Here is a 22402-nt window from a genome sequence, read left to right as displayed (position 1 = left end):
CATGCCGGTATCGGTCACCATGCCCCGGCTCGGCGAGAGCGTCACCGAGGGCACCGTCACGCGCTGGCTCAAGCAGGAGGGTGACACCGTCGAGGTCGACGAGCCCCTGCTGGAGGTGTCGACCGACAAGGTCGACACCGAGATCCCGTCGCCCGCGGCGGGCGTGCTGAGCCGGATCGTGGTCGGCGAGGACGAGACCGCCGAGGTCGGCAGCGAGCTGGCGGTCATCGCCGGCGAGGGCGAGGACGCGGGCGCGGCTCCCACGGAGCAGGCCGAGCCGGCCACCGAGCCGACCGCCGCCGCCGAGGGCACCGGCCCCGAGCCGGAGCAGGCCGAGGAGGCCGCCGCCGAGCCCGACGCCGAGGCCGAGCAGCCGGCCGTCGAGGAGCCGGCCCAGCCCGCCGCGTCGTCGGGCGAGGGCACCCCGGTGACCATGCCGGCGCTGGGCGAGAGCGTCACCGAGGGTACGGTCACCCGCTGGCTCAAGCAGGTCGGCGAGACCGTCGAGGTGGACGAGCCGCTGCTGGAGGTCTCCACCGACAAGGTGGACACCGAGATCCCGTCGCCGGTCGCCGGCACGGTGCTGGAGATCAAGGTCGCCGAGGACGAGACCGCCGAGGTCGGTGGCGTGCTGGCGATCGTCGGCGCGGCCGGCGGCACGCCGGCGAAGGCGGAGGCGAAGCCCGAGCCCAAGGCGGAGGCGAAGCCCGAGCCGAAGCCCGAGCCCAAGGCGGAGCCGAAGCCGGAGCCCAAGGTCGAGGAGCCGACCCCGGGCATGTCCTACAACGAGCCGGCCGCCGAGGCGGAGCAGGCCGCGCAGCCGGCCCAGGCCGAGCAGAAGGCCCAGCCGTCCGCGCCGGCCGCCGCGCCGCAGCGTCCGACCGCCCCCGCCCAGGGTGGCGGCGAGGAGGCCGCCGGTTACGTGACGCCGCTGGTCCGCAAGCTCGCCGCCGAGCACGGCGTCGAGCTGGGCTCGGTCAACGGCACCGGCGTGGGTGGCCGGATCCGCAAGCAGGACGTGCTGGAGGCGGCCGAGAAGGCGAAGGCCGCCAAGGCTCAGCCGGCCGCCGCCGAGCCCGCCGCCGCGAAGGCGCCGGCGCAGCCGGCCGCCAAGCCGGAGCCGAGCGCCAAGCGGGGCACCACGGAGAAGCTGCCGCGGATCCGGGCGACCATCGCCAAGCGGATGCAGCAGTCGCTGCACGAGACGGCGCAGCTGACCACGGTCGTCGAGGTCGACGTCACCAAGGTCGCCAAGCTGCGGGTCCGGGCCAAGGACTCGTTCCAGGCCAAGCACGGCGTGAAGCTGTCCTTCCTGCCGTTCTTCGCACTGGCCGCGATCGAGGCGCTGCAGACCCACCCGATCATCCAGGCCAGCATGGACCTGGACGGTGGGACGATCACCTACCCGGCCGCCGAGCACCTGGGCATCGCGGTGGACACCGAGCGCGGGCTGCTCGTGCCGGTCATCCACAACGCCGGCGACCTCAACATGGGCGGCATCGCCAAGCGGATCGCCGACCTGGCCGAGCGCACCCGGGCCAACAAGATCACGCCGGACGAGATGGCCGGCGCGACCTTCACGCTGACCAACACCGGCAGCCGGGGCGCGCTGTTCGACACCCCGATCGTGCCGTCGCCGCAGTCGGCGATGCTCGGCACGGGCGCCGTGGTGAAGCGCCCGGTCGTGGTCAACGACCCGGAGCTGGGCGAGGTCATCGCGGTCCGGTCGATGGTCTACCTGGCCATGTCGTACGACCACCGGCTGATCGACGGCGCCGACGCCGCCCGCTTCCTGACCTCGGTCAAGGAGCGGCTGGAGGCCGGCAACTTCGAGGCCGAGCTGGGTCTCTGACGTCCGACACCACGGAGGGGCGCACGGCGACTGCCGTGCGCCCCTCCGGCGGTTCGCGGGTCAGCCGCGCAGGTGCTCCTCGGAGACCGTCCACAGCCGCCGCGCGGCCTCCGGGTCCCGGGCGTACGGGGCGTAGCCGGTGCGGGTGCCCGGCTGGTTCACGCCGGCCTCCTGGCAGTCCTCGAAGTACCGGCCGCCGGCGCCGGCCACCAGTGGCGAGGCCGCGACCAGCACCGAGGTGGCCGCGCCCTGCTCGGGGGTCTTCCAGTAGGCCGCGCCGCCGCCGCTCTGCGCCCGCATCCGGTCCAGTTCCTCGTCGCTGATGTAGCGCTGGAGGTTGGTGCGGATCGCGCCGGGCATCAGCGCGTCGACGGTGATCCCGTCGTCGGCCCAGCGCCGGGTGGCCTCGACCGCGAAGAGCACGTTCGCGGTCTTGGACTGCCCGTACGCCTCCCACGGGTCGTACGGCCGCTGCCGGAAGTGGATGTCGTCGAAGACCACCGGCGAGCGCAGGTGCGCCGCCGAGCTGACCGAGACGACACGTGCGTCCCCGGCCGCGGCGAGGGCCGGGCGCAACGCGGTGGCCAGGGCGAAGTGGCCGAGGTGGTTGGTCGCGAACTGCATCTCCCAGCCCTGCTCGGTGCGCATTTCCGGGGACGCCATGATGCCGGCGTTGTCGACCAGCATGTGCAGCGGCCCGTCCCAGGTGCGGGCGAAGGCCGCCACCGAGTCGAGGTCGGCCAGGTCGAGCGGTGCGACCAGGATGCGGTCGTTGCCGGTGGTGCCGGTGATGTCCGCGGCGGCGCGCTGCCCGGCGTCGAGGTTGCGGACCGCGAGGGTCACGTCCGCCCCGGCGGCCGCGAGCGCGCGGGCGGTCTCCACGCCGATCCCGGAGGCGGCGCCGGTGACGACGGCCCGGCGGCCGGTCAGGTCGAGGTCGCGAACCACCTCCAGGGCGGTGGTGTCGCGGGAGAACGGGGTGGTGACGGGAGTGCTGGTGGTCATGATCCATCCTTGTCGGCGGCGGGGCGGACCGGTGCCCGCCCGCTACGATGAGAAGCGGAGGATCCTCCGTTAACCCCGAGACTAACCGGAGGATCCTCCGGTTGCCAGTCCGGCCGGGTCACGTTCCCGGCCGAACCGAGGAGGAGCCGTGCCCGACCGCCCCCTGCGCGCCGACGCGCAGCGCAACCGGCAACGCCTGCTGGACGCCGCGGTCCAGGCGTTTTCCCAGGCCGGCGCGGAGGTAACGCTGGACCGGGTGGCCAAGGAGGCCGGGGTCGGAATCGGCACCCTCTACCGCCACTTCCCCACCCGCGAGGCGCTGGTCGAGGCCGCCTACCGCAACGAGCTGGCCAAGCTCTGCGACGCCGTGCCGGACCTGCTCGCCACCCGGCCCGCCGAGACGGCGGTACGGGACTGGATGGACCGGTTCGTCGACTACCTCGCCACCAAACGGGGCATGGCCGACGCGCTGCGCCTGGCCATCGCCTCCGGCGCCAACCCGTACGCGCACAGCCGGGACCGGCTGCTCGCCGCGCTGGGCGAGCTGCTCGCCGCCGGCGTCGCCGCGGGCACCGTACGGTCCGACGTGGCCGCCGCCGACGTGCTCGCCGGCCTGAGCGGCGTGACCCTGGTGGCCGGCGAGCCGGACCAGCGGGACCAGGCCGGCCGCCTGCTCGACCTGCTGATGGACGGGCTGCGTCACCGGCAGGGCTGACCCGGGACGCCGGAGGGGCCCGTTTCGGCCCGCCGCCGCCGGCGCGCTGACAGACTCGGCCGGTGGGCGGGTACGGGTGGCGGGGGCGCCTCGGTCCGGCGGTGCCGGTGGCCCCGGGCGCCCGGGTGGACCGGTTCGAGATCTTCTTCGACCTGGTCTTCGTCTTCTCGTTCTTCATCATCACCCGAGCCACCGCGCTCCAGGTGACCGGCGGCGCCCTGCTGCACGCCCTGCTGGTCCTCGCCGTGCTCTGGTGGTCGTGGGTGGTGCACAGCGTGGTGGCGACCCGGGTCCGGCTCGGCGAGGGCTTCGTCCCGGTGCTGATGACCGTCGGCATGGCCGCGCTGTTCACGTTCGCGCTGTCGCTGCCGAACGCGTTCCGCGACCCGCGCGGCAACGCGGCCGGGCCGATCGTCGCGGCGATCAGCTACACCGTGCTGCGGCTGGTGCACCTGCTGCTCTACCGGCACGTGGTGCGGGACAGCCCGAACGAGCGCCGGCAGTTGATCCGCTTCACCCCGGAGGTGATCGGCAGCACCGCGCTGCTGACGGTCGCCGCGCTGGTGCCGCCGAAGATCGACGGCCTGTTCACCGCGTCGGTGGTCCGCGACGGGCTGTGGGCCCTCGTCGTCCTGCTCCAGTACGGCACCGGCATCATCGCCGGCACCTGGGGCTGGGGCGTCGCGTCGGCCGAGCACTGGACCGAGCGGTACGACCTCATCCTGATCATCGCGCTCGGCGAGTCGGTGATCTCGGTCGGCGTCGGCAGCAACCTGCTCGGGCAGCCGCCTACCTGGCCCGCGGTGGCCGCCGCGGTGCTCGGCATCTTCTTCACCGCCGCGCTCTGGTGGGCGCACTACGACCTGGTCGGCCCGGCCGCCCGGATCGCCCTGCACGCCGCCCGGGACGGTCCCCGGGTGGCGATGGCCCGGGACGCGTACGCGTACCTGTTCCTGCCGATGATCGCGGGCATCATCCTGTTCGCGCTCGGCGCCGAGATGATCGTGCACGACATCGCCGACCCGAACGTGTCCCCGGCCACGCCCGCGCACGGGCCGGCCGTACCGCTGCTCTTCGGCGGCGTGGCCTGCTATCTCTGCGGCAACATGCTGTTCCAGGCGCGGACGCTGCGCACGCTGAGCTGGACCCGGGTCGCCGCGGTGCTGCTGCTCGGCGCCGCGATCCCGCTCGCCGAGCGGGTGCCGGGGCTGGTCGCGATGACCATGCTGACCGTCGTCACGGTCGGTATGGTGGCCGCCGAGGTGATCGTCTTCGACGAGGGCCGGCGGGCGCTCCGCAAGCTGGTCTTCGAGGAACGGGTCAGTCACGAGGCGCACGAGGCGGCCTGGCGGGCCCGGTGGCACGAGCGGCCCGACGACCGCGACGAGGGCGAGTGAACGCGGTGCGGTGAACCGTCCGGCGACCACCTCCGTGGAACTACTTCGGCCCCACGGTGGGGCCGTCGTAGAGGGACGGGGACCCGCATGACCACCGACACCGTTTCCGCCGGCGCGGCCGGCACCTGGCAGCTCGGCGACCGGACCGTCAACCGGATCGGCCTCGGCGCGATGCGGTTGACCGCGAACGCCGACGGCGGACCGAGCGACCGGGACCGGGCCGTCGCCGTGCTGCGCCGCGCGGTCGAGCTGGGCGTCAACCACATCGACACGGCGGCGTTCTACTTCTCGCCGTTGCGCTCGGCCAACGAGCTGATCAACCGGGCGCTGTCGCCGTACCCGGAGGATCTGGTGATCGTCACCAAGGTCGGGCCCGGCAAGGACCCGTCCGGCGGGTGGCTGCCGATGGCCCGGCCGGAGCAGTTGCGCGGCCAGGTCGAGGAGAACCTGCGCCAGCTCGGCCGCGACCACCTCGACGTGGTCAACCTCCGGGTGTACGGGCCGGAGCCGCTGGGCGAGCACTTCGGCGCGCTCGCCGAGCTGGTCGACGCCGGGCTGATCCGGCACCTCGGCGTCTCCGCGGTCCGCCCGCACCAGGTCGCCGAGGCGCGGGCGATCGCCCCGGTGGTCTGCGTGCAGAACTCGTACGGCCTCGGCTACCGCCGGAGCAACGACGAGCTGATCCGGGACTGCGCCGCGCACGGCACCGCGTTCGTGCCGTTCTTCTCGATCGTGACCAGCGGGCGGGAGGCCGGCGCCATCGGCGAGGAGCACCCGGAGGTGCTCGCGGTGGCGCGCGAGCACGGGGTCACCCCGGCGCAGGTCCGGCTGGCCTGGACGCTGAGCCGGGGTCCGAACGTGCTCGCCATCCCCGGCACCGGCGACCCGGCGCACCTGGAGCAGAACGTCGCCGCCGGCGCGCTGCGCCTCTCCCCCGCCGCCCTGGCGCGCCTCGACGCGGTCTGAGTTGTTAGGCGGGGCCCCCGCCTCTACCGAATGCGTTAAGCGGGGGCCCCGCCTTACCCTTCGGCCCACGGCAGAAGGGGTGGGTGGAAAGCGGAGCGCGGCCAGACACTGGGCCGATGGCGATCTTCTCCGTACAGGCCCGGCCGACCGACGCGGTGGGCTGGGCCGAGCTGGCCCGCACCGTCGAGGCCGCCGGCTTCGACGCGCTCCTCGCCGCCGACCATCCGGGTTTCGGGCCGTCCCCGTTCGTGTCGCTGGCCGCCGCCGCGGCGGTGACCGACACGCTGGGCCTCGGTTCCTACGTGTCGAACGCCGGCGTCCGGGAGCCGCTCCTGCTCGCCGCCGACGTGGCCACGCTGGACGTGGTCTCCGGCGGGCGGGCACGGCTCGGGCTGGGCGCCGGCCACACGCCGGGCGAGTGGCGGGCCGTCGGGCGCGAGCGCCCGAACGTCGCCGGCCGGGTCCGCCGCTGCGTCGCGGTCGCCGAGGCGGTACGCGCGCTGCTGGCCGGCGACGAGGTCACCGTGGACACCCCGGACCTGGCCGCGTACGCCGCCCGCCTCGACGGGCCGCGACCGGTCCAGGAGCGGATCCCGCTCACCGTGGGCACCGCCAACTCGACGCTGCTGCGCTGGGCCGGCGCGCACGCCGACGTGGTCGGCCTGACCGGCTTCGGGCGCACCCTGGCCGACGGCCACCAGCACGAGGCGCGGTGGCGGGCCGACCAGATCGAGGCGCAGCTCGCCCACGTGGCCGCCGGCGCGGCCGGCCGCGACGAGCCGCCCGCCCTGGAGGCGCTGGTCCAGCGCGTCGCGGTGACCGACGACGCCGAGGCGGTCGCCGCCGAGACGGCCGCGGAGACCGGCCTCACCCCGGCCGAGGTGCTGGCCACCCCGTTCGTGCTGATCGGCACCGCGGACGAGATCGTCGCGGCGGTGGCCGCGCACGAGCGCCGCTGGGGCGTCACCCGCTTCGTGGTACGCGCCGACGCCGTCGACGGGATCGCACCGCTCCTGTCCCGACTGGTCGGAAACGGCTCGACTTCGAGTGCACTCGAGACCGGACACTGAGGACATGACGACGACACGACGACTGGGCCGCAGCGGCATCGAGGTCAGCGCGATCGGTGTGGGCTGCTGGGCGATCGGCGGCCCGCTCTGGGACGGCGCGCAGCCGCTCGGCTGGGGCGAGGTGGACGACGACGAGTCGGTCCGCACCGTGCACCGGGCGTTGGAGCTGGGCGCGACCCTCTTCGACACCTCCAGCAACTACGGCGCGGGGCACAGCGAGCGGGTGCTGGGCCGCGCGCTCGCCGGCCGCCGGGACCGGGCGGTGCTCGCCACCAAGTTCGGCTATCCCACCGACGAGGCGACCCGGCAGGCGGCCGGCGAGGACGCCAGCCCGGCGTACGCGCGGCGCAGCCTGGAGGACTCGCTGCGCCGGCTCGGCACCGACCACGTCGACCTCTACCAACTGCACCTGGGCGGGCTGCCGGTGCCGCGGGCGCTGGACCTGGTCGAGACGCTGGAGGACCTGGTGAAGTCCGGCAAGATCCGGGCGTACGGCTGGAGCACCGACGACCCGGCCTCGGCGCGCGCGTTCGCCGAGGCGGGTCCGCACTGCGCGGCGATCCAGCACGACCAGTCGGTGCTGCGGGACAACGCGGCGATGCTGGCGGTGTGCGACGAGTTCGACCTGGCCAGCCTCAACCGGGGCCCGTTGGCGATGGGCCTGCTCACCGCGAAGTACCAGGACGCGCCGGCCGCCCGGGGCGGCGACGACGTCCGCGGCTCGGCGCCGGAGTGGCTGGACTGGTTCCACGACGGCGTTCCGCGCGCCGAGTGGGCCGACCGGGTGGCCCGGGTCCGCGAGGCGCTCACCGCCGACGGTCGCACGCTCGCCCAGGGCGCGCTGGGCTGGCTGCTCGCCCGCAGCCCGCACACGCTGCCGATCCCCGGCTGCCGGACGGTCGGCCAGGCCGAGGAGAACGTGGGCGCGTTGGCGTACGGGCCGCTGCCGGAGGCCGCGTTCGCGGAGGTGGAGCGCCTCCTCGCCGACCTGCGCGCCACCCCGGCGAGCGCCTGAGCCCCGCCGGGCCCGGACTTTGGGCGTCCGAACCGGCGGGCGTGACGAGTGAGTGATTTCGCTCCACGCATCCGAATCCGGCCCCGTACTCGAAGATGGGAGCATGCGGATCCTCATGGCCGGCGTGTCCGGCTTCCTCGGCACCCGACTGGTCGACCGGCTCACCGCCGATGGGCACCAGGTCACCCGCCTGGTCCGCCGCCCACCGCGTACCCCGGACGAGCGGCAGTGGAATCCGGCCGCCGCGCAGCTCGACCCGCAGGTGGTCGCGGACGCCGACGCGGTGGTGAACCTGGCCGGCGCCGGGGTGGGTGACAAGCGCTGGGACGACGACTACCGGAAGCTGATCCGGACCAGCCGGGTGGACAGCACGACCACGCTCGCCATCACGATCGCGGGCCTGCCCGCCGCGGACCGGCCGGCGGTGCTGTTGAACTCGTCCGCGGTCGGCTGGTACGGCAACACCGGGGACCGGACCGTGGAGGAGGACGCGCCGGCCGGTGAGGGGTTCCTCGCCGACGTCTGCCGGGTCTGGGAGGCGGCGACCCGGCCGGCCGAGGACGCCGGCGTCCGGGTGGCGCGGCTGCGCACCGGGTTGCCGCTGCACCGCGACGGCGGCCTGCTCAAGCCGCAGTTGCTGCCGTTCCGGCTGGGGGTCGGCGGCAAGTTGGGCAACGGCCGGCAGTGGCTGCCCTGGATCTCGATGCGGGACTGGCTGGACGCGGTGGTGTTCCTACTGGCCCGCGAGGACGTGGCCGGCCCGGTCAACGTGGTCGGTCCGGCGCCGGTCACGAACGCCGAGTTCACCCGGGAGCTGGCCCGCCAACTGCACCGGCCGGCGATCATGCCGATCCCGGCGCTGGCGTTGAAGGTGGCGCTCGGCGGGTTCGCGCAGGAGGCGCTGACCAGCACCCGGGTGCTGCCCGGGGTGCTCGGCCGGGCCGGCTTCACCTGGACCCACCCGGACCTGCCCGGCGCGCTGCACGCCGCCCTCACCGGCTGAGGCTGCTGGTGGGTGTTAGGCGGGGCCCCCGCCTCTACCGGAGGCGTTAAGCGGGGGCCCCGCCTTACCTCGGGTCAGCAGCCGATGACCCAGTAGCCGGGGCCGGTCTGCTTGAGCGACGTCGTGTAGAACGTGTTGTAGAGGCCCATCCGCTGGCCGCTGCCGAGCGCGTAGGCGTACCCGCCGGACTGGTAGGCCCGGCCGGCCGCGACGTGCGCGTAGTTGCTGGCGGTGACGCAGACCGGCGCGACGGTCGGCGACGCGGTCGGGGTGGGCGAGGCGGTCGGCGACGCGGTCGCCGTCGGGGTCGGGCTGGGCGTGGCGCCGCCGCCTCCGAGGCCGAAGAAGAGCGCGTCACGGTACGTCGAGCAGATGGTGTCCAGGAAGTACGCCCCGGCGGTGCCGCACTGGTCGGCGGCCGAACCCGGGTCGACGGGCGTGCCGTGGCCCATCCCGGAGACCCGGTAGACGCGCACCTGGTCGTTGCCGTAGACCTCCAGGCTGGTGCCGCCCGGCAGCGACGAGGTGCTGGTCGGGGTCTGCGAGACGCCGAGCACGTTGGTCCACTGGTCCCGCGACTCGGCCGCGTTCGCCACGTTGACCGTGTAGTCGCTGGTGCCGTGCCACACGGCCACCCGGGGGCGCGGGCCGGACCAGCCGGCGTACGCGTTGCGGACCAGGTCGCCCCACTGTGCCGGGGTCTTGTCCACGCCCGGGTTCATGCAGCTGAACGCCGTGGTGGTGCTGGTGGCGCAGCGGTACGGGATGCCGGCGATCACCGAGCCGGCGGCGAACACGTCGGGGTAGGTGGCGAGCATGACGGAACTCATCGCGCCGCCGGCGGAGAGACCGCTGACGTAGACCCGGCCGGCGGCGGTGCCGTAGTTCGTCTTCGCGTAGTCGACCATCTGCTTGATCGACAGCGCCTCGCCCTGGCCGCGTGCGGTGTCGCCGGTCTCGAACCAGTTGAAGCAGGAGTTGGCGTTGTTGCCGGACGGCTGCTGCGGCACGATCAGCGCGAACTTCCACTGGTCGGCGTACTTCTGCCAGCCGGAGTTGGTGAAGTAGGTGGAGGCGTTCTGGGTGCAGCCGTGCAGCAGCACCACGGCGGGCGCGTTGCCGGGCAGGCCGTCCGGGCGGTAGGCGTACATGGTCAGGTTGCCGGGGTTGGAGCCGAAGCCGGTGACCTGGGTCAGCGAGGCGGCCTGCGCGGGCAGGGCGGCGACCAGGACGCCGGCCGCGGCCAGTACGACCCCGGCCGCCGCCCCGGCGAGGCGGGTGATGAGGGATGAGGAGCGGGACACGGGGACCTCCCGATCATGGAATGTGAACTGGGTCACTCTCCGAGTTGCCGGAACGTTACGTCCGTGTTTCATCGACAGGAATGGCTGTCAGTCACACATTCACCGTCCGGGCGGTGTGCCCAGGTCCGGTTGGTAACGTCCGCTGCGTGCCGTCCTCCCCGTCCCCGGTCACCCGCGACCGGCGCGCCGACCTGCTGGTGACACTCGCGGCGGTGGCGCTGGCGCTCTGGGTCACCAGCGGGATGTGGCGGGACCCGAACACCCGCGCGATCACCGTCAACTCCAGCGACCAGGCGCTCTTCGAGTGGCTGCTGGCCTTCGGCGGGCACGCGCTCACCCACGGCGAGAACCCGCTCTTCACCCACCTGATCAACGTCCCGGACGGGGTCAACCTCGCGGTCAACACCTCGATCACCGTGTACGCGGCGGTCTTCGCGCCGCTGACGTACCTGATCGGGCCACCCGCGACGTTCCTGGTGATCCTGACGCTCAACCTGGCCGCCACCGCGGTGGCCTGGTACTGGCTGCTCAGCCGGCACCTGGTCGCCAGCCGGCTGGCCGCCGGGGTGGGCGCGCTGTTCATCGCCTTCTGCCCGGCCATGGTGTCGCACGCCAACGCGCACCTGAACTGGACCGCGGGCTGGCTGGTGCCGCTGCTGATCTGGGGCGTGTTCCGGCTGCGCCGCCCCGGCCGCGCGGTCACCGGCGGGATCGTGCTCGGCCTGCTGGTGGCGGTCGCGTTCTCGATCGCCGCCGAGGGCCTCTTCTTCACCGCGCTGGCGCTCGCGGCGTTCCTGCTGGTCTGGGCGCTGCACCCGGCCCGGCGGGCGGAGGTGCGCGAGGTGCTGCCGCGCGTGCTGGCCGGGCTCGCGGTGACCGCGCTGGTCGCGGGCGTGCTGCTGGCGTACCCGCTCTGGCTGCACTTCGCCGGGCCGCAACGGTTCCACGGCACCGGCTTCGACCCGCTGATCCACTCCGAGGACATCGCCGCGTTCGGGTCGTATCCGCGCCGGTCGCTCGCCGGCTGGGCCGGGTTCGGCACGTCGCTGGCGCCCAACCCGACCGAGGAGAACTCGTTCTTCGGCATCCCGCTGCTGCTGCTCGCGGTCGCCTGCTTCGCCCTGCTGTGGCGACGCGCCGACCGGGCGTTCCGGGCCACACTGCTCGCGCTCGGCGTGACCGCGGTGGTCTTCGCGGTGCTCTCCTGGGGGCCGACCGCCAAGTGGAACGGGCGGCGCACCGACCAGTTGCTGCCGTTCGGCGTGCTGGACAACCTGCCGGTGGTCAACGCGGCCCTGCCGTCGCGGCTGGCGCTCGTCGTCGCGCCGGTGATCGGCCTGCTGCTGGCGTACGCGATCGACGCGCTGCGCGCCCGGCCGCCCCGGCGGCGGGTGGCCGGGGCGGCCTGGCTGGTCGGCTTCGCCGCCGCGCTGCTGCCGCTGCTGCCCACCCCGCTGCTCACCAGCGTCCGCGAGCCGATCCCGGCGTTCGTCACCGGCGGGGCCTGGAAGCGCTACGTCCCGCCCGACGGGGTGCTCACCCCGCTGCCGCTGACCGTCGACGTCTACCCGGACGGGCAGCGCTGGCAGGCGTACGCGCTGGCCCACCGGCAGGGTGAGTTCCGCATCCCGGCCGGCTTCTTCCTCGGTCCGGGCGGGCCGGACGGCCGGGGCCGGATCGGCCCGGTGCCGCGCACCTTTGACAGCCTGATGGACCAGGCCGGCAGCACCGGGCTGGTGCCGATCGTCACCGAGGGCAGCATCCGGGAGTCCCGGGCCGACCTGCGCTACTGGGGGGTGCGGGTGGTGGTGCTGGCCGACCGGGTGCACGGCGCCAAGTACGACGTCGACGAGGAGGCGTTGCGCCGGACCGCCACCGCCCTGCTCGGCCCGCCCGAGCGGGTCGAGGACGTCTGGCTGTGGCGGGTGCCCCCGGCGTGACGCGACGAGCGTCACCGGTCGCTGGCCCGGCCGGCGGGACTACGCTGGGCGGGTGAGCGTGACGACTTCCGGACCGACCGCCGTCCGCGCCGGCCGGCTCGACTACCAGGCCGCCTGGGACGAGCAGCGCCGGCTGCACGAGGCCGTGGTGGCCGGCGAGCAGGCCGACACGGTGCTGCTCCTGGAGCACCCCAGCGTCTACACCGCCGGCAAGCGGACCGAGCCGTGGGACCGGCCGGTGGACGGCACGCCGGTGGTGGACGTGGACCGCGGCGGCAAGATCACCTGGCACGGTCCGGGGCAGTTGGTCGGCTACCCGATCCTCCGCCTGCCCGACCCGGTCGACGTGGTGGCGTACGTCCGGCGCACCGAGCAGTTGCTGATCGACGTCTGCGCCGAGTTCGGGCTGGCCGCCGGCCGGGTCGAGGGCCGCAGCGGCGTCTGGGTGCCGGCGGACGACCGGGGCCCGGCGCGGAAGGTGGCCGCCATCGGCATCCGGGTGGCCCAGGGTGTCACGCTGCACGGCTTCTCCGTCAACTGCGACTGCGACCTGGGCTTCTTCGACCGGATCGTGCCGTGCGGCATCCGCGACGCCGGGGTCACCTCGCTCACCGCCGAGCTGGGCCGGCCGGTCACGGTCGCCGACGTGCTGCCGGTGGTCGAGCGGCACCTGCCCACCCTGACCCGGGTCTGACGGGGTGCGGCTCGACCTCGTCACCGTCGTCGTCACCGAGTACGACCCGGCCGTCGCGTTCTTCACCGAGGTGCTCGGCTTCGAGTTGACCGAGGACTCGCCGTCGCTGACGAACGACGGCCGGCCGAAGCGCTGGGTGGTGGTGCGCCCGCCGGGCGGGGGCACCGGACTGCTGCTGGCCCGGGCGGACGGGGAGCACCAGGCCGGGGCGGTCGGTGACCAGACGCGCGGCCGGGTCGGCTTCTTCCTCCGGGTCGACGACTTCGAGGCCACGCACCGCCGGATGGTCGCCGCGGGTGTGGAGTTCGTCCGCCCGGCCCGCACCGAGCCGTACGGGCGGGTCGCGGTCTTCCGGGACATCGCCGGCAACCTGTGGGACCTGCTCGGTCCGGCCTGACCGCCCGCTCCCCGGCACCCCGACGCGCGCCCCCGCCGTCCGGCAGAGGCCACCCCCGTGCTCACGGAGGGTGAGGCTCCCGTCGCCCGCCCCACGTACCCCGCCGCCGCCTTTGCTCTGCAGCCTCATACGCAGCGCTCACCCGGAGTCGACCGGTGCGCCCGTGGCTGCAGAGCAAAGGCGGCCGGCACCTCTTACCCGCCGAGACGAGCCTCCCGCGAACCGGCTGGTCAGCGCGTCGCGCCGGAGGCGGCACGCTCCGGACGACCACCGAGACCGCTACCCACCGTCACGACCGGCGAACAAGCGCCTCCCGTCACCCTCGGTAAGGATTCCGGTCACCCGGGCCCGCCCGGCGGAGCGCCGTGCTCGCACGGCGGCGGCGGCGCCCGCCGGGCAGCCGGGCGGGCGGCCGGGTTCACGGCGTGAGGCGGTGCAGGTCGCGCGGGAAGGCGGTCACCTCCCGGACGTTCGCCGCACCGGTCAACCGGGCCACGAACCGCTCCAGGCCGATCGCGAAACCGCCGTGCGGCGGCATGCCGTGCCGGAACGCGTCCACATACCCGGCGTACGGCTCCACCGGCTCGCCGCGCGCCGCCAGCGCGGCCAGGTAGTCGGCGTGCCGGTGCAGCCGCTGCCCGCCGGTGACCAGCTCCATCCCCCGGAACAGCAGGTCGAAGCCGTTCGAGTGGGTCGGGCGGGCCGGGTCCGGGTGGGTGTAGAAGGGTCGCTTCGCCATCGGGTACCCGGTGACGAACAGGAAGTCGCTGCCGTGCTCGGCCCGGGCCCACTCCCCCAGCGCCCGCTCGTGCGCCGGCGCCAGGTCCGGTTCGTCGGCCGGCGCCCCGGCGATCTTCAGCGCCTCGGTGAAGTGCACCGCCGGGATCTCGGCGGGCACCGCGGGCAGCGTCACGCCCAGCGTGTCGAGCGCGCCACCGGCCCGCTCGGCCACGCCGGCGAACATCCCGGCCAGGGTCTCCCGGAGCACCGCCATCACGTCCCGGTGGTCGGTCACGAATCCCAGCTCCACGTCGAGCGAGGTGTACTGGGCCAGGTGCCGGACGGTGTCGTGCGGCTCGGCGCGGAACACCGGCCCCACCTCGTACACCCGCTCGAAGACGCCGACCATGAGCTGCTTGTAGAACTGCGGCGACTGCGCCAGGTAGGCGGGCCGGCCGAACCAGTCCAGCGCGAACACGTTCGCCCCGCTCTCGGTCGACGAGCCGACCACCTTCGGGGTGTGCACCTCGACGAACCGCTGCCGGTCGAGCGTGGCCCGGAAGCCGGCCACCGCCGCCGCCGAGATCCGCAGCGCGGCGGAACGGGTCGGGTGGCGCAGCGCGGTCGACGCGTGGTCGAGCTGGGTGGGCAGGCTCGCGGTGAGCGCCGGCCGGTACAGGTCGAACGGGGGCGGCACGGCGGGCGGGCCGAGCGGTCGTACCGTCGGCTCGACGACCTCGACCCCGGCGGGCGCGGTGGGGTTCGCGACCACGGTGCCGACGACCTCGACGACGGTCTCCTCGGTGAGCGCCTCGACCTGCGCGCGCACGTCGGGCGCGGCGACCACCACCTGGGCGAGCCCGGCGGCGTCCCGAAGGACCAGGAAGGCCACCGACTTGAGCAGCCGGCGGCGGTGGACCCAGCCGGCGAGCCGGACGGTCGCGCCGACATGGGCGGTGAGCTGGGAGGACAGGATGCGTTGCACGGCGGTTACCTCCTCGATCAATCGCAACGCGATCCCCGGGAGGTGTGGGCGAGCGGGATCCTCGCGGTGCCACCACACCTTCGCCCCCGCCGAAGCGGAGGCCTCGTTCGTCGCCTTTTCACCGGGGCCAGCCGGGCGGGTTCTACTGGGCGCGCACGCCGTTCTTCCCGCAGCTCGGGAGGGTCTTCGCGGGCCCGGCGCCAGACCGCCTCGCAGCACTTCGGCGGCTCTCTGGGCTGGCGGGTCGGTCCGCTACTCGGCTCCGTCGCAGCTCTGCCGGCACGCTAGCACCCCGACCGGGAGATTGTGACGAGGATTTTTGGCGGCTCGTGTCCGGTGTCACAAGGTTTCCGGGGTGACGGCCGTCGCCCGACGTTCATCGACCGCCGCCGACCGGCGTAGGCTCGATTTCGTGACGATCGAGCAAACCGCGCCGACGACTGAGCAGCCCGCGCGCACCGCGACGGTCGCCCCGGAGGGGCGGCGCATGCTGCGGATCGAAGCGCGCAACGCCGAGACACCGATCGAGCGCAAGCCACCGTGGATCAAGGTCAAGGCCAAGATGGGCCCGGAGTACACCGAGCTGCGCGGGCTCGTCTCGCGCGAAGGTCTGCACACGGTGTGCCAGGAGGCCGGCTGCCCCAACATCTACGAGTGCTGGGAGGACCGCGAGGCCACCTTCCTCATCGGCGGCGACCAGTGCACCCGGCGCTGCGACTTCTGCCAGATCGACACCGGCAAGCCGGCCGAGTTCGACGCCGACGAGCCGCGCCGGGTCGCCGAGTCGGTCGCCGCGATGGGCCTGCGCTACGCCACCATCACCGGGGTGGCCCGCGACGACCTGCCCGACGGCGGCGCCTGGCTCTACGCCGAGACGGTCCGGCAGATCCACGCCCTGCAGTCCGGCTGCGGCGTCGAGCTGCTGATCCCCGACTTCAACGCGGTGCCCGAGCAGCTCGCCGAGGTCTTCGGGTCGCGTCCCGAGGTGCTGGCGCACAACGTGGAGACCGTGCCGCGCATCTTCAAGCGGATCCGCCCGGCCTTCCGCTACGAGCGGTCGCTCGACGTGATCCGCCAGGCCCGCGCCGACGGCCTGGTCACCAAGAGCAACCTCATCCTCGGCATGGGCGAGGAGCGCGCCGAGGTCTCCCAGGCGCTGCGCGACCTGCACGAGGCCGGCTGCGAGCTGATCACCATCACGCAGTACCTGCGCCCCACCCCCCGGCACCACCCGGTCACCCGCTGGGTCAAGCCCGAGGAGTTCGTCGAGCTGCGCGAGGAGGCCGAGGAGATCGGCTTCGCCGGCGTGATGAGCGGTCCGCTGGTCCGCTCGTCCTACCGCGCCGGCCGCCTCTACCAGCAGGCGCTCGCCGCCCGCGAGCAGGTCGCCGTCACCGGCTGAGGCCGGCGTCCGACCGCGCCGCCCACCGCCGGCCCCCGGCCGGATGCCATGATCCCAGGCATGACCGCCGGGGTACGCCAGGAGCCGCGCGAGGCCGACCGCCCGCGCACCACCCGGCGTCCCCGGCTGCCCACGCTGCTCGCCCTGCTGGTCGGTTTCGCCGGGGTCGGCTACCGGTTGGCGCTGTTGCTCGCCGACGCGCCGCCCAGCAACAGCGACGAGGCGACCATGGGGCTGGCCGCCCTGCACATCGCCCGGGGCGACGACTTCCCGGTCTGGTTCTACGGCCAGGCCTACATGGGGACGCTGGAGGCGTACCTGGCCGCGCCGCTGGTCGCGCTCTCCGGCCCGTCCGTGCTCGTGCTGCGGCTGCCGACCCTGCTCCTGTACGCGCTGTTCCTGCTGCTGTCCTGGCGGCTCACCCGCCGGCTCGGCGGTGACCGCTGGTACGCCCTGCTGGTCGTCGCCGTGCTCGCGCTCGGCTCGGACCGGGTGGTGAAGAACCAGCTCATCGCCGGCGGCGGCTATCCCGAGCTGAACCCGGCCGGGGCGGCGCTGGCACTGCTCACGGTCGCGCTGTGCGGCAGCGGGCCGGGCGCGCGGCTGCCCCGCTGGGCGGCCTGGGGGCTGGTCGCCGGGGTGCTGCTCTGGGTCGACCCGCTGATCCTGCCGTACGTGCTGACGCTCGGCGCGCTGCTGGTGGCGTGGCGACGCCGGGAACTCGCCGGCCGGGCCGGGGCGGTGCTCGGCGGCGCGCTGCTGCTCGGCGTGGCCCCGATGGTGCTGGACACCTTGCGGCACGGGCGCGACCCGCTCAGCGCGGTGCTGGCCGCCGGCGGCTCCGGCACGGGGGCGGGCTGGGTCGAGCGGTGGCACGGCGGGCTGGTCGTGGGCCCGCCGCTGGCGATGGGCTTCTGCTCGCCGGGCCGCTGCGCCCCCTGGCAGCTCTGGTGGGCGCCGGTCCTCCTCGTCCTGCTGGTGCTCGCCGCGCTCACCGCGTGGCGTGCCCTGCGCCGCCCCGTCCCGCCGTCGTCGGCCGGGCGGCGGGTGTCGGCGGGGGTGCGGTTGGCGCTGCTCGGCGGCGCGGCGGCGGTGCTGGCGGCGTACGCGTCGAGCAGCGCGGCCGGCCGCACCCCGCTGGAGAGCGGCCGTTACCTGTCCTGCCTGGCGGTGGCCGTCCCGGCCCTGCTCTGGCCGCTGTGGCGGGCCGCCCGCCCGCTGCTCGCCCGGCTCGGTGGGCGGGGCGTGCCCGGCCCGTCCCGGAGCGTGGTGGCCGGGGTCGGGGCGGTCGCGGTGCTCGCCGGGATGCTCGGCACCCAGGCGAGCGCCACGGTGGAGGTGATCCGGGCGGCGCCGGCCGCGCACGCCGAGGCCGACCGGCACCGGATGCTCGTCGACACGCTCGGCGACCTCGGTGTCTGGCACGCCCGGGGCGGTTACTGGACGTGCAACCGGATCGCGTTCGCCAGCGCCGAGGAGACCGTGTGCGCGGTGGTCGACGACGACCTGCGCCCCGGCTTCGACCGGCTGCCGGCGTATCGGCGGGCGGTGGCCGCGGACCCGGACGCGGCCTGGGTGGCCCCGGACGGCTCACCGCTCGCCGCGCGGCTGGACCGGCAGCTCGGCCCCGGCCCGGGTGCCCTGCGCGTCATCATGATCCCCGGCTGGCGGATCTACCTGACCCGCCGCTGAGCCGGTGCGGGCGGCGCGTCGAGCAGGCCCAGGCGGTGGGCCAGCGCGGCGGCCTCCACCCGGTTGGTCACGTCCAGCTTGGCGATGATCCGGGAGACGTGCACGCTCGCCGTCTTCGGGGAGATGAAGAGCCGTTCGGCGATCCGGCTGTTGCTGTGCCCCTCGGCGACCAGTCGCAGCACCTCCCGTTCCCGACCGGTCAGCAGGTCCGGCCCGGGTCGCCCGGTGCCGCGCAGGCCGACCCGCCGGGCGAGGGTGGCGGCCTGCTCGCCCAGCGGGGCGGCGCCCAGCCGGGCGGCCAGCTCGACCGTCTCCCGGACCGCGGCGGCCACCTCGTCCCGCTCGCCGGCGGCGGCGGCCACCTCGGCCAGCCCGAGCAGCGCCCGCCCCAGCGGGTGCGGCGGCCCGGCCGCGCGCCACGCCGCCACCGCGGCCCGCCACGCGTCCACCGCCCCGCCCGGCGCCGGCCGCCCCTCGACCGCCGGACCGCGGCCGAGGGCCGGGTCGGCGGGACCGAGGTCGTGCAGGAGCGCGGCGACCTGGGCGGCGTGCGCCCGCTCGGCCGGGTGGCGGGTCGGCAGCACGGCGGCCACCGTGGACACCTCGGCGGCCAGCGCCGGGTCGTCGGCCAGCACCGCGGCCCGGGCCGCCGCGCCGAGCACCGGCCAGCCCTCGCGGGGCAGATCGGCCAGGTGCGGGTCGGCCAGGGCGGCGCGGGCCGCGCGTACCGCCTCCAGCTTGTCGTCGGCGGCCAGCGCGGCCTCGACGCGCAGCTCGTGCAGCGGAAGCCGGTGGTTCGGCCAGAGGTAGGGCCGGGCCAGGAACGCCAGCGCCCGCCCGACGAGTTCGTCGGCGTGGGGATGCCCGCGGGCCAGCCGCAGCCCGGCGCGTAGCTGGAGCCAGTGCAGCCCGGAGACGCCCGGCGGGTCGATCCGGGCCGCCTCGGCGCAGGTCGCGTCGGCCTCGTCCCACCGGCCCAGCGCGATCAGCGCCTCGGCCCGGTTGGACAGCAGGTAGGCGCCGATCGAGCGGCTGATCCCGGCCTGGCGCGCCTCGCTCACCCCGGCCGCGGCGGCCTCCTCCGACTCGGCGTAGCGGCCCAGCTCGTAGAGCACGTCGGAGAGGAAGACCAGCGCGCTGACCAGGGCCCACGAGTCGCCGGCGGCCCGGGCCCGCGCCTGCACCCGGCGCAGCTCGGCCAGCCCGAGGTCGGGGGTGTCGTCGATGCGGTGCAGCAGGGCGATCCGGGTGGGCAGCAGCACCAGGTCGGTGCCGATCTCGGACGCGCCGGCCATCGCCTGGGCGGCCACCGAGGCGGCCTCGGCGGGGTCGACCTTCATCAGGTGCGCCGCGATGTCGGCCAGCACGCCGAACCGTTGCGCGCCTGCGGGCGCGCCGGCCGCCAGCCGGTGCGCCTCGCGCAGCTCGACCGCGCCGTCGCTCTTGCCGAGCAGGGCGAGCAGCCGGCCCCGGTGGTCGAGCAGAGCGGCGGCGCGCAGCGGTTCGGCGGCCGGGTCGACCTCGGCCAGCGCGGCCCGGGTGAGGGTGAGCGCCCGGCCCAGGTCGCCGGCGGTGACCGCCGCGGTGAGCGTCTCCTCCAGCACCCGCAGGTGGTCCATGCCGAGGCGGTCGGCGGCGTCGGGCACCAGCTCCCACAGTTCGAGGACGCGCTCCAGCAGCCGGCTCTGCTCGGCGTACGCGCAGCCGTCCGCCGCCGCGGCGGCCGCCGACCGGGCGGCGGTGAGGGCGCGGGGGTGGTCGTGCGCCGCGTACCAGTGGTGGGCGATCTCGGCCGGGGCGCGGCCGGCGGCGACCAGGTGCGGCTGCGCCTCGATCGCCGCGGCGTAGCGGGCGTGCAGCCGGGCGTGCTCGCCGGGGAGCAGGTCGTCGTGCACCGCCTCGCGGACCAGCGCGTGCCGGAACTCGTAGTCGCCGTCGGGGTCGGCGACGACGAGTTGCCCGGCGACGGCGGCGCGCAGCGCGTCCTCCAGCTCGACCTCGGGGAGCCCGGCCACCTCGGCGACGAGCTGGTGGGAGAAGCGGGTGCCGCCGGCGGCGGCGATCCGCAGCACCCGCTGGGCCGGCTCGGGCAGCCGGTCCACCCGGGCGAGCAGCAGGTCGCGCAGCGTCTCCGGGAGCACCGCGCAGCCGACCGGGTCGCCGGCGGCGGCCAGCTCCTCGATGAAGAACGGGTTGCCCTGGGTGCGCTCGTGCACGTCGTCGACGGCCCGGGCGGGCGGCTCGGCGCCGAGCAGGTCGGCGAGGACGGCGGCCGTGCCGTCGCGGTCGAGCCGGGACAGCTCGACCCGGTCGACGCCGCGCACCCGGTCCAGCTCGGCGAGGAAGGGCCGCAGCGGATGGCCGCGGTGCAGCTCGTCGGTGCGGTAGGTGCAGACGACCAGCAGGCGGGTGGCGCGGGCGGCCCGCACCAGGAAGCCGATCAGGTCCCGGGTGGAACGGTCGGCCCAGTGCAGGTCCTCGATCACCAGCACCAGCGGGCGTTCCTCGGCGATCCGCCGGAACAGCTCGGCGACCAGGTCGAACAGGTAGCCGCGCGGGGTGTCGGCGAGGGCCGGGCCGGTCGGCGCGGCGACGGCGGGCATCCGGGCCAGCTCGGGCAGCAGCCGGGCGAACTCGGCCTCATAGCCGGCGAAGGCGGCCGGGCCGTCGTGCCGCAGCACGTCGCGCAGCGCGGCCGCGAACGGGGCGAACGGCAGGCCGGCCTCGCCCAGTTCGAGGCACTGGCCGACCAGCACCCGCGCCCCGGCCGCGGCGACGTGCCCGCCGAACTCCTCCAGCAGGCGGGTCTTGCCGACGCCGGCCTCACCGCCGACCAGCACCGTGGTGGGGTCGCCGCCCCGGGCCCGGGTCAGCGCCTCGCCCAGCGCGGCCAGCTCGGGCTGCCGCCCGACGAGGACGGTGCTGGCGGCGCGTGCGGTCACGCCGTCGAGCATGCCACGACGCCCTGACGGCCCGACCGGTCCGGCCGCCCCCGTGACGGCCGGACCGGTACCGATCGCCGCGACCGGCTCCGGGTCGGCGACTGCCGTGCCGGCACCGACCGGTCCGGCGAGCGCCGGGCCGGTGACCGGTGGGGCGGTCACCGGCGGGCGTCGGTGGTGCGGGCGGTGTGCTTGCGGCGGCCCAGCCAGCCGTGCGCGTGCCGGCGGGACAGCGACCGGGCGAGCCGGTCGTGGGCCGCGTCGGCCTGCAGCTCGGAGGCGTGGCTGCGGTGGATGCTGAGCAGGAACTCTGCGTCGTTGCCGAACATCTCGGATCTCCCTGTCGTGCGGTGTGGTGTTCGCTGTCGAGGTCGACTCTCCGCGCGAAGGGGGGCCCGGCGCATGGGTACGCCGCCTGATCTTCACCCCGCGCCACCTCCTTACCCGGCGGTCGGGCGGGCCGGCGCGGCCGTAAGGTACTCAGCCCTCGGCGGAACGGGTGGCCACGGATCAACGGGGCGAGCGCCGACCACTAGACTCTGCGACATGGCAAAGCCCCAGGAGAAGGTCTCGTTCGGCCAGCGGCTGAAGCAGATCGGGATGGTGTTCAAGTTCACCGCCAAGCAGGACAAGTGGTTCGCGCCGCTGGCCGCGGCGGCGGTGCTGATCCCGCTCGCGCTCACCGTGGTCGCGGTGCTCGCCTGGGGCTGGATCTGGCTGCCGATCGGCATCCTGCTCGCGCTGCTGGCCCTGCTGATCGTGCTCAACCTGCGGTCCAACAAGGCGATGATGAACGCCGCCGAGGGGCAGCCCGGCGCGGCGGCGCAGATCATGGAGAGCATGCGCGGCGACTGGCGGGTCACCCCGGCGGTCAGCTCGACCACCCAGATGGACATGATCCACCTGGTGCTGGGCCGCCCCGGCGTGATCCTGCTGGCGGAGGGGAACCCGCAGCGCGTGCGGGGCCTGCTCGGCCAGGAGAAGCGCCGGCTGGCCAAGGTGATCGGCTCGGCCCCGCTGCACGACTACGTGATCGGTTCCGGCGAGGGCGAGCTGCCGGTCCGCAAGCTGCGGATGACCGTGATGCGGCTGCCGCGCACCCTGTCCCCGAAGGACGTCAACGCCCTCGACAAGCGGCTCAAGGCGCTCACCGCCCGGCCGCAGATGCCCAAGGGCGCGGTGCCGAAGAACATGCGGCCGGCGCGGGGCGCGTTCCGCCAGACCCGGGGTCGCTGAGTCCCGACGTACGCGGAGAGAGGAGCCGGTCCCCCACGGGGGCCGGCTCCTTCGTCGTCGGGGTGGT

General features: G+C 75.0%; 18 protein-coding genes. 13 read left to right on the top strand and 5 right to left on the bottom strand.

The window, feature by feature from the left end; genetic code table 11:
* Window position 1: 1 nt before the first annotated feature.
* Window positions 2-1852 (top strand): 2-oxoglutarate dehydrogenase, E2 component, dihydrolipoamide succinyltransferase, encoded by a 1851-nt coding sequence (gene sucB, locus H1D33_RS02320; protein WP_181569628.1) that lies wholly within the window; start codon window positions 2-4, stop codon window positions 1850-1852.
* Window positions 1853-1912: 60 nt separating this feature from the next.
* Here sucB and H1D33_RS02315 read toward each other — a convergent pair whose 3' ends face one another.
* Window positions 1913-2857, bottom strand: a complete 945-nt coding sequence (locus H1D33_RS02315; RefSeq protein ID WP_181569629.1) for an SDR family NAD(P)-dependent oxidoreductase — start codon at window positions 2855-2857, stop codon at window positions 1913-1915.
* 148 nt (window positions 2858-3005) lie between these two features.
* Here H1D33_RS02315 and H1D33_RS02310 point away from each other — a divergent pair, with 148 nt between their 5' ends.
* From H1D33_RS02310 to H1D33_RS02285, 6 genes are all read left to right on the top strand, one after another.
* Entirely contained in the window at window positions 3006-3572 is a 567-nt protein-coding gene (locus H1D33_RS02310; RefSeq protein WP_181569630.1) for a TetR/AcrR family transcriptional regulator, read from the top strand.
* A gap of 62 nt (window positions 3573-3634) precedes the next feature.
* A complete protein-coding gene (locus H1D33_RS02305) occupies window positions 3635-4969 on the top strand; it encodes a low temperature requirement protein A (RefSeq protein ID WP_181569631.1) in 1335 nt (444 codons plus the stop codon).
* Window positions 4970-5056: 87 nt separating this feature from the next.
* Window positions 5057-5935: an oxidoreductase gene (locus H1D33_RS02300; protein WP_181569632.1), complete on the top strand. Its 879-nt coding sequence runs from the start codon at window positions 5057-5059 to the stop codon at window positions 5933-5935.
* A 116-nt stretch (window positions 5936-6051) separates the two neighbouring features.
* The gene (locus H1D33_RS02295; protein WP_181569633.1) at window positions 6052-7005 is read left to right on the top strand and encodes an LLM class flavin-dependent oxidoreductase; all 954 of its coding nucleotides are present in this window, start codon (window positions 6052-6054) and stop codon (window positions 7003-7005) included.
* Between the two features lie 4 nt (window positions 7006-7009).
* Window positions 7010-8020 carry an aldo/keto reductase gene (locus tag H1D33_RS02290; protein ID WP_181569634.1) on the top strand — a complete coding sequence of 337 codons (1011 nt, stop codon included), beginning with the start codon at window positions 7010-7012 and terminating at the stop codon, window positions 8018-8020.
* A 103-nt stretch (window positions 8021-8123) separates the two neighbouring features.
* Complete coding sequence (locus tag H1D33_RS02285; RefSeq protein WP_181569635.1) at window positions 8124-9023, top strand: TIGR01777 family oxidoreductase; 900 nt, start codon at window positions 8124-8126, stop codon at window positions 9021-9023.
* A gap of 74 nt (window positions 9024-9097) precedes the next feature.
* Here the strand turns inward: H1D33_RS02285 and H1D33_RS02280 are convergent, their stop codons facing one another.
* Window positions 9098-10327 (bottom strand): extracellular catalytic domain type 1 short-chain-length polyhydroxyalkanoate depolymerase, encoded by a 1230-nt coding sequence (locus H1D33_RS02280; RefSeq protein WP_181569636.1) that lies wholly within the window; start codon window positions 10325-10327, stop codon window positions 9098-9100.
* A gap of 80 nt (window positions 10328-10407) precedes the next feature.
* On the opposite strand from H1D33_RS02280, the gene H1D33_RS02275 reads away from it, so the two are divergent.
* The 3 genes from H1D33_RS02275 to H1D33_RS02265 are packed head-to-tail and all read left to right on the top strand — an operon-like array spanning window position 10408 to window position 13358.
* The gene (locus tag H1D33_RS02275; protein ID WP_246411737.1) at window positions 10408-12267 is read left to right on the top strand and encodes a DUF2079 domain-containing protein; all 1860 of its coding nucleotides are present in this window, start codon (window positions 10408-10410) and stop codon (window positions 12265-12267) included.
* A gap of 52 nt (window positions 12268-12319) precedes the next feature.
* A complete protein-coding gene (lipB, locus tag H1D33_RS02270) occupies window positions 12320-12961 on the top strand; it encodes a lipoyl(octanoyl) transferase LipB (protein WP_181569638.1) in 642 nt (213 codons plus the stop codon).
* A 4-nt stretch (window positions 12962-12965) separates the two neighbouring features.
* Window positions 12966-13358, top strand: coding sequence for a VOC family protein (locus H1D33_RS02265; RefSeq protein ID WP_181569639.1), 393 nt, complete (start codon window positions 12966-12968; stop codon window positions 13356-13358).
* Window positions 13359-13776: 418 nt separating this feature from the next.
* On the opposite strand, the gene aspS is transcribed toward H1D33_RS02265, so the two are convergent.
* Window positions 13777-15063, bottom strand: coding sequence for an aspartate--tRNA(Asn) ligase (gene aspS, locus H1D33_RS02260; protein ID WP_181569640.1), 1287 nt, complete (start codon window positions 15061-15063; stop codon window positions 13777-13779).
* 355 nt (window positions 15064-15418) lie between these two features.
* Between aspS and lipA the strand changes: the two genes are divergently transcribed.
* Window positions 15419-16465, top strand: a complete 1047-nt coding sequence (lipA, locus tag H1D33_RS02255; protein WP_181569641.1) for a lipoyl synthase — start codon at window positions 15419-15421, stop codon at window positions 16463-16465.
* A 60-nt stretch (window positions 16466-16525) separates the two neighbouring features.
* Window positions 16526-18157 carry a DUF423 domain-containing protein gene (locus H1D33_RS02250; protein WP_181569642.1) on the top strand — a complete coding sequence of 544 codons (1632 nt, stop codon included), beginning with the start codon at window positions 16526-16528 and terminating at the stop codon, window positions 18155-18157.
* Here the strand turns inward: H1D33_RS02250 and H1D33_RS02245 are convergent.
* Together H1D33_RS02245 and H1D33_RS02240 are read right to left on the bottom strand one after the other, a co-directional pair.
* Window positions 18139-21099 (bottom strand): helix-turn-helix transcriptional regulator, encoded by a 2961-nt coding sequence (locus H1D33_RS02245; protein ID WP_246411738.1) that lies wholly within the window; start codon window positions 21097-21099, stop codon window positions 18139-18141. The two genes, H1D33_RS02250 and H1D33_RS02245, sit on opposite strands and share 19 nt — an antisense overlap.
* A 158-nt stretch (window positions 21100-21257) precedes the next feature.
* Window positions 21258-21428, bottom strand: coding sequence for a hypothetical protein (locus H1D33_RS02240; RefSeq protein WP_181569644.1), 171 nt, complete (start codon window positions 21426-21428; stop codon window positions 21258-21260).
* A 217-nt stretch (window positions 21429-21645) separates the two neighbouring features.
* On the opposite strand from H1D33_RS02240, the gene H1D33_RS02235 reads away from it, so the two are divergent.
* Entirely contained in the window at window positions 21646-22335 is a 690-nt protein-coding gene (locus tag H1D33_RS02235; RefSeq protein ID WP_181569645.1) for a DUF4191 domain-containing protein, read from the top strand.
* Window positions 22336-22402 lie beyond the last annotated feature (67 nt).

Origin of the sequence: Micromonospora ferruginea (genome assembly GCF_013694245.2) — a bacterium.
Lineage (GTDB): Bacteria > Actinomycetota > Actinomycetes > Mycobacteriales > Micromonosporaceae > Micromonospora > Micromonospora robiginosa.
This window is presented reverse-complemented; position numbering and strand designations above follow the sequence as displayed.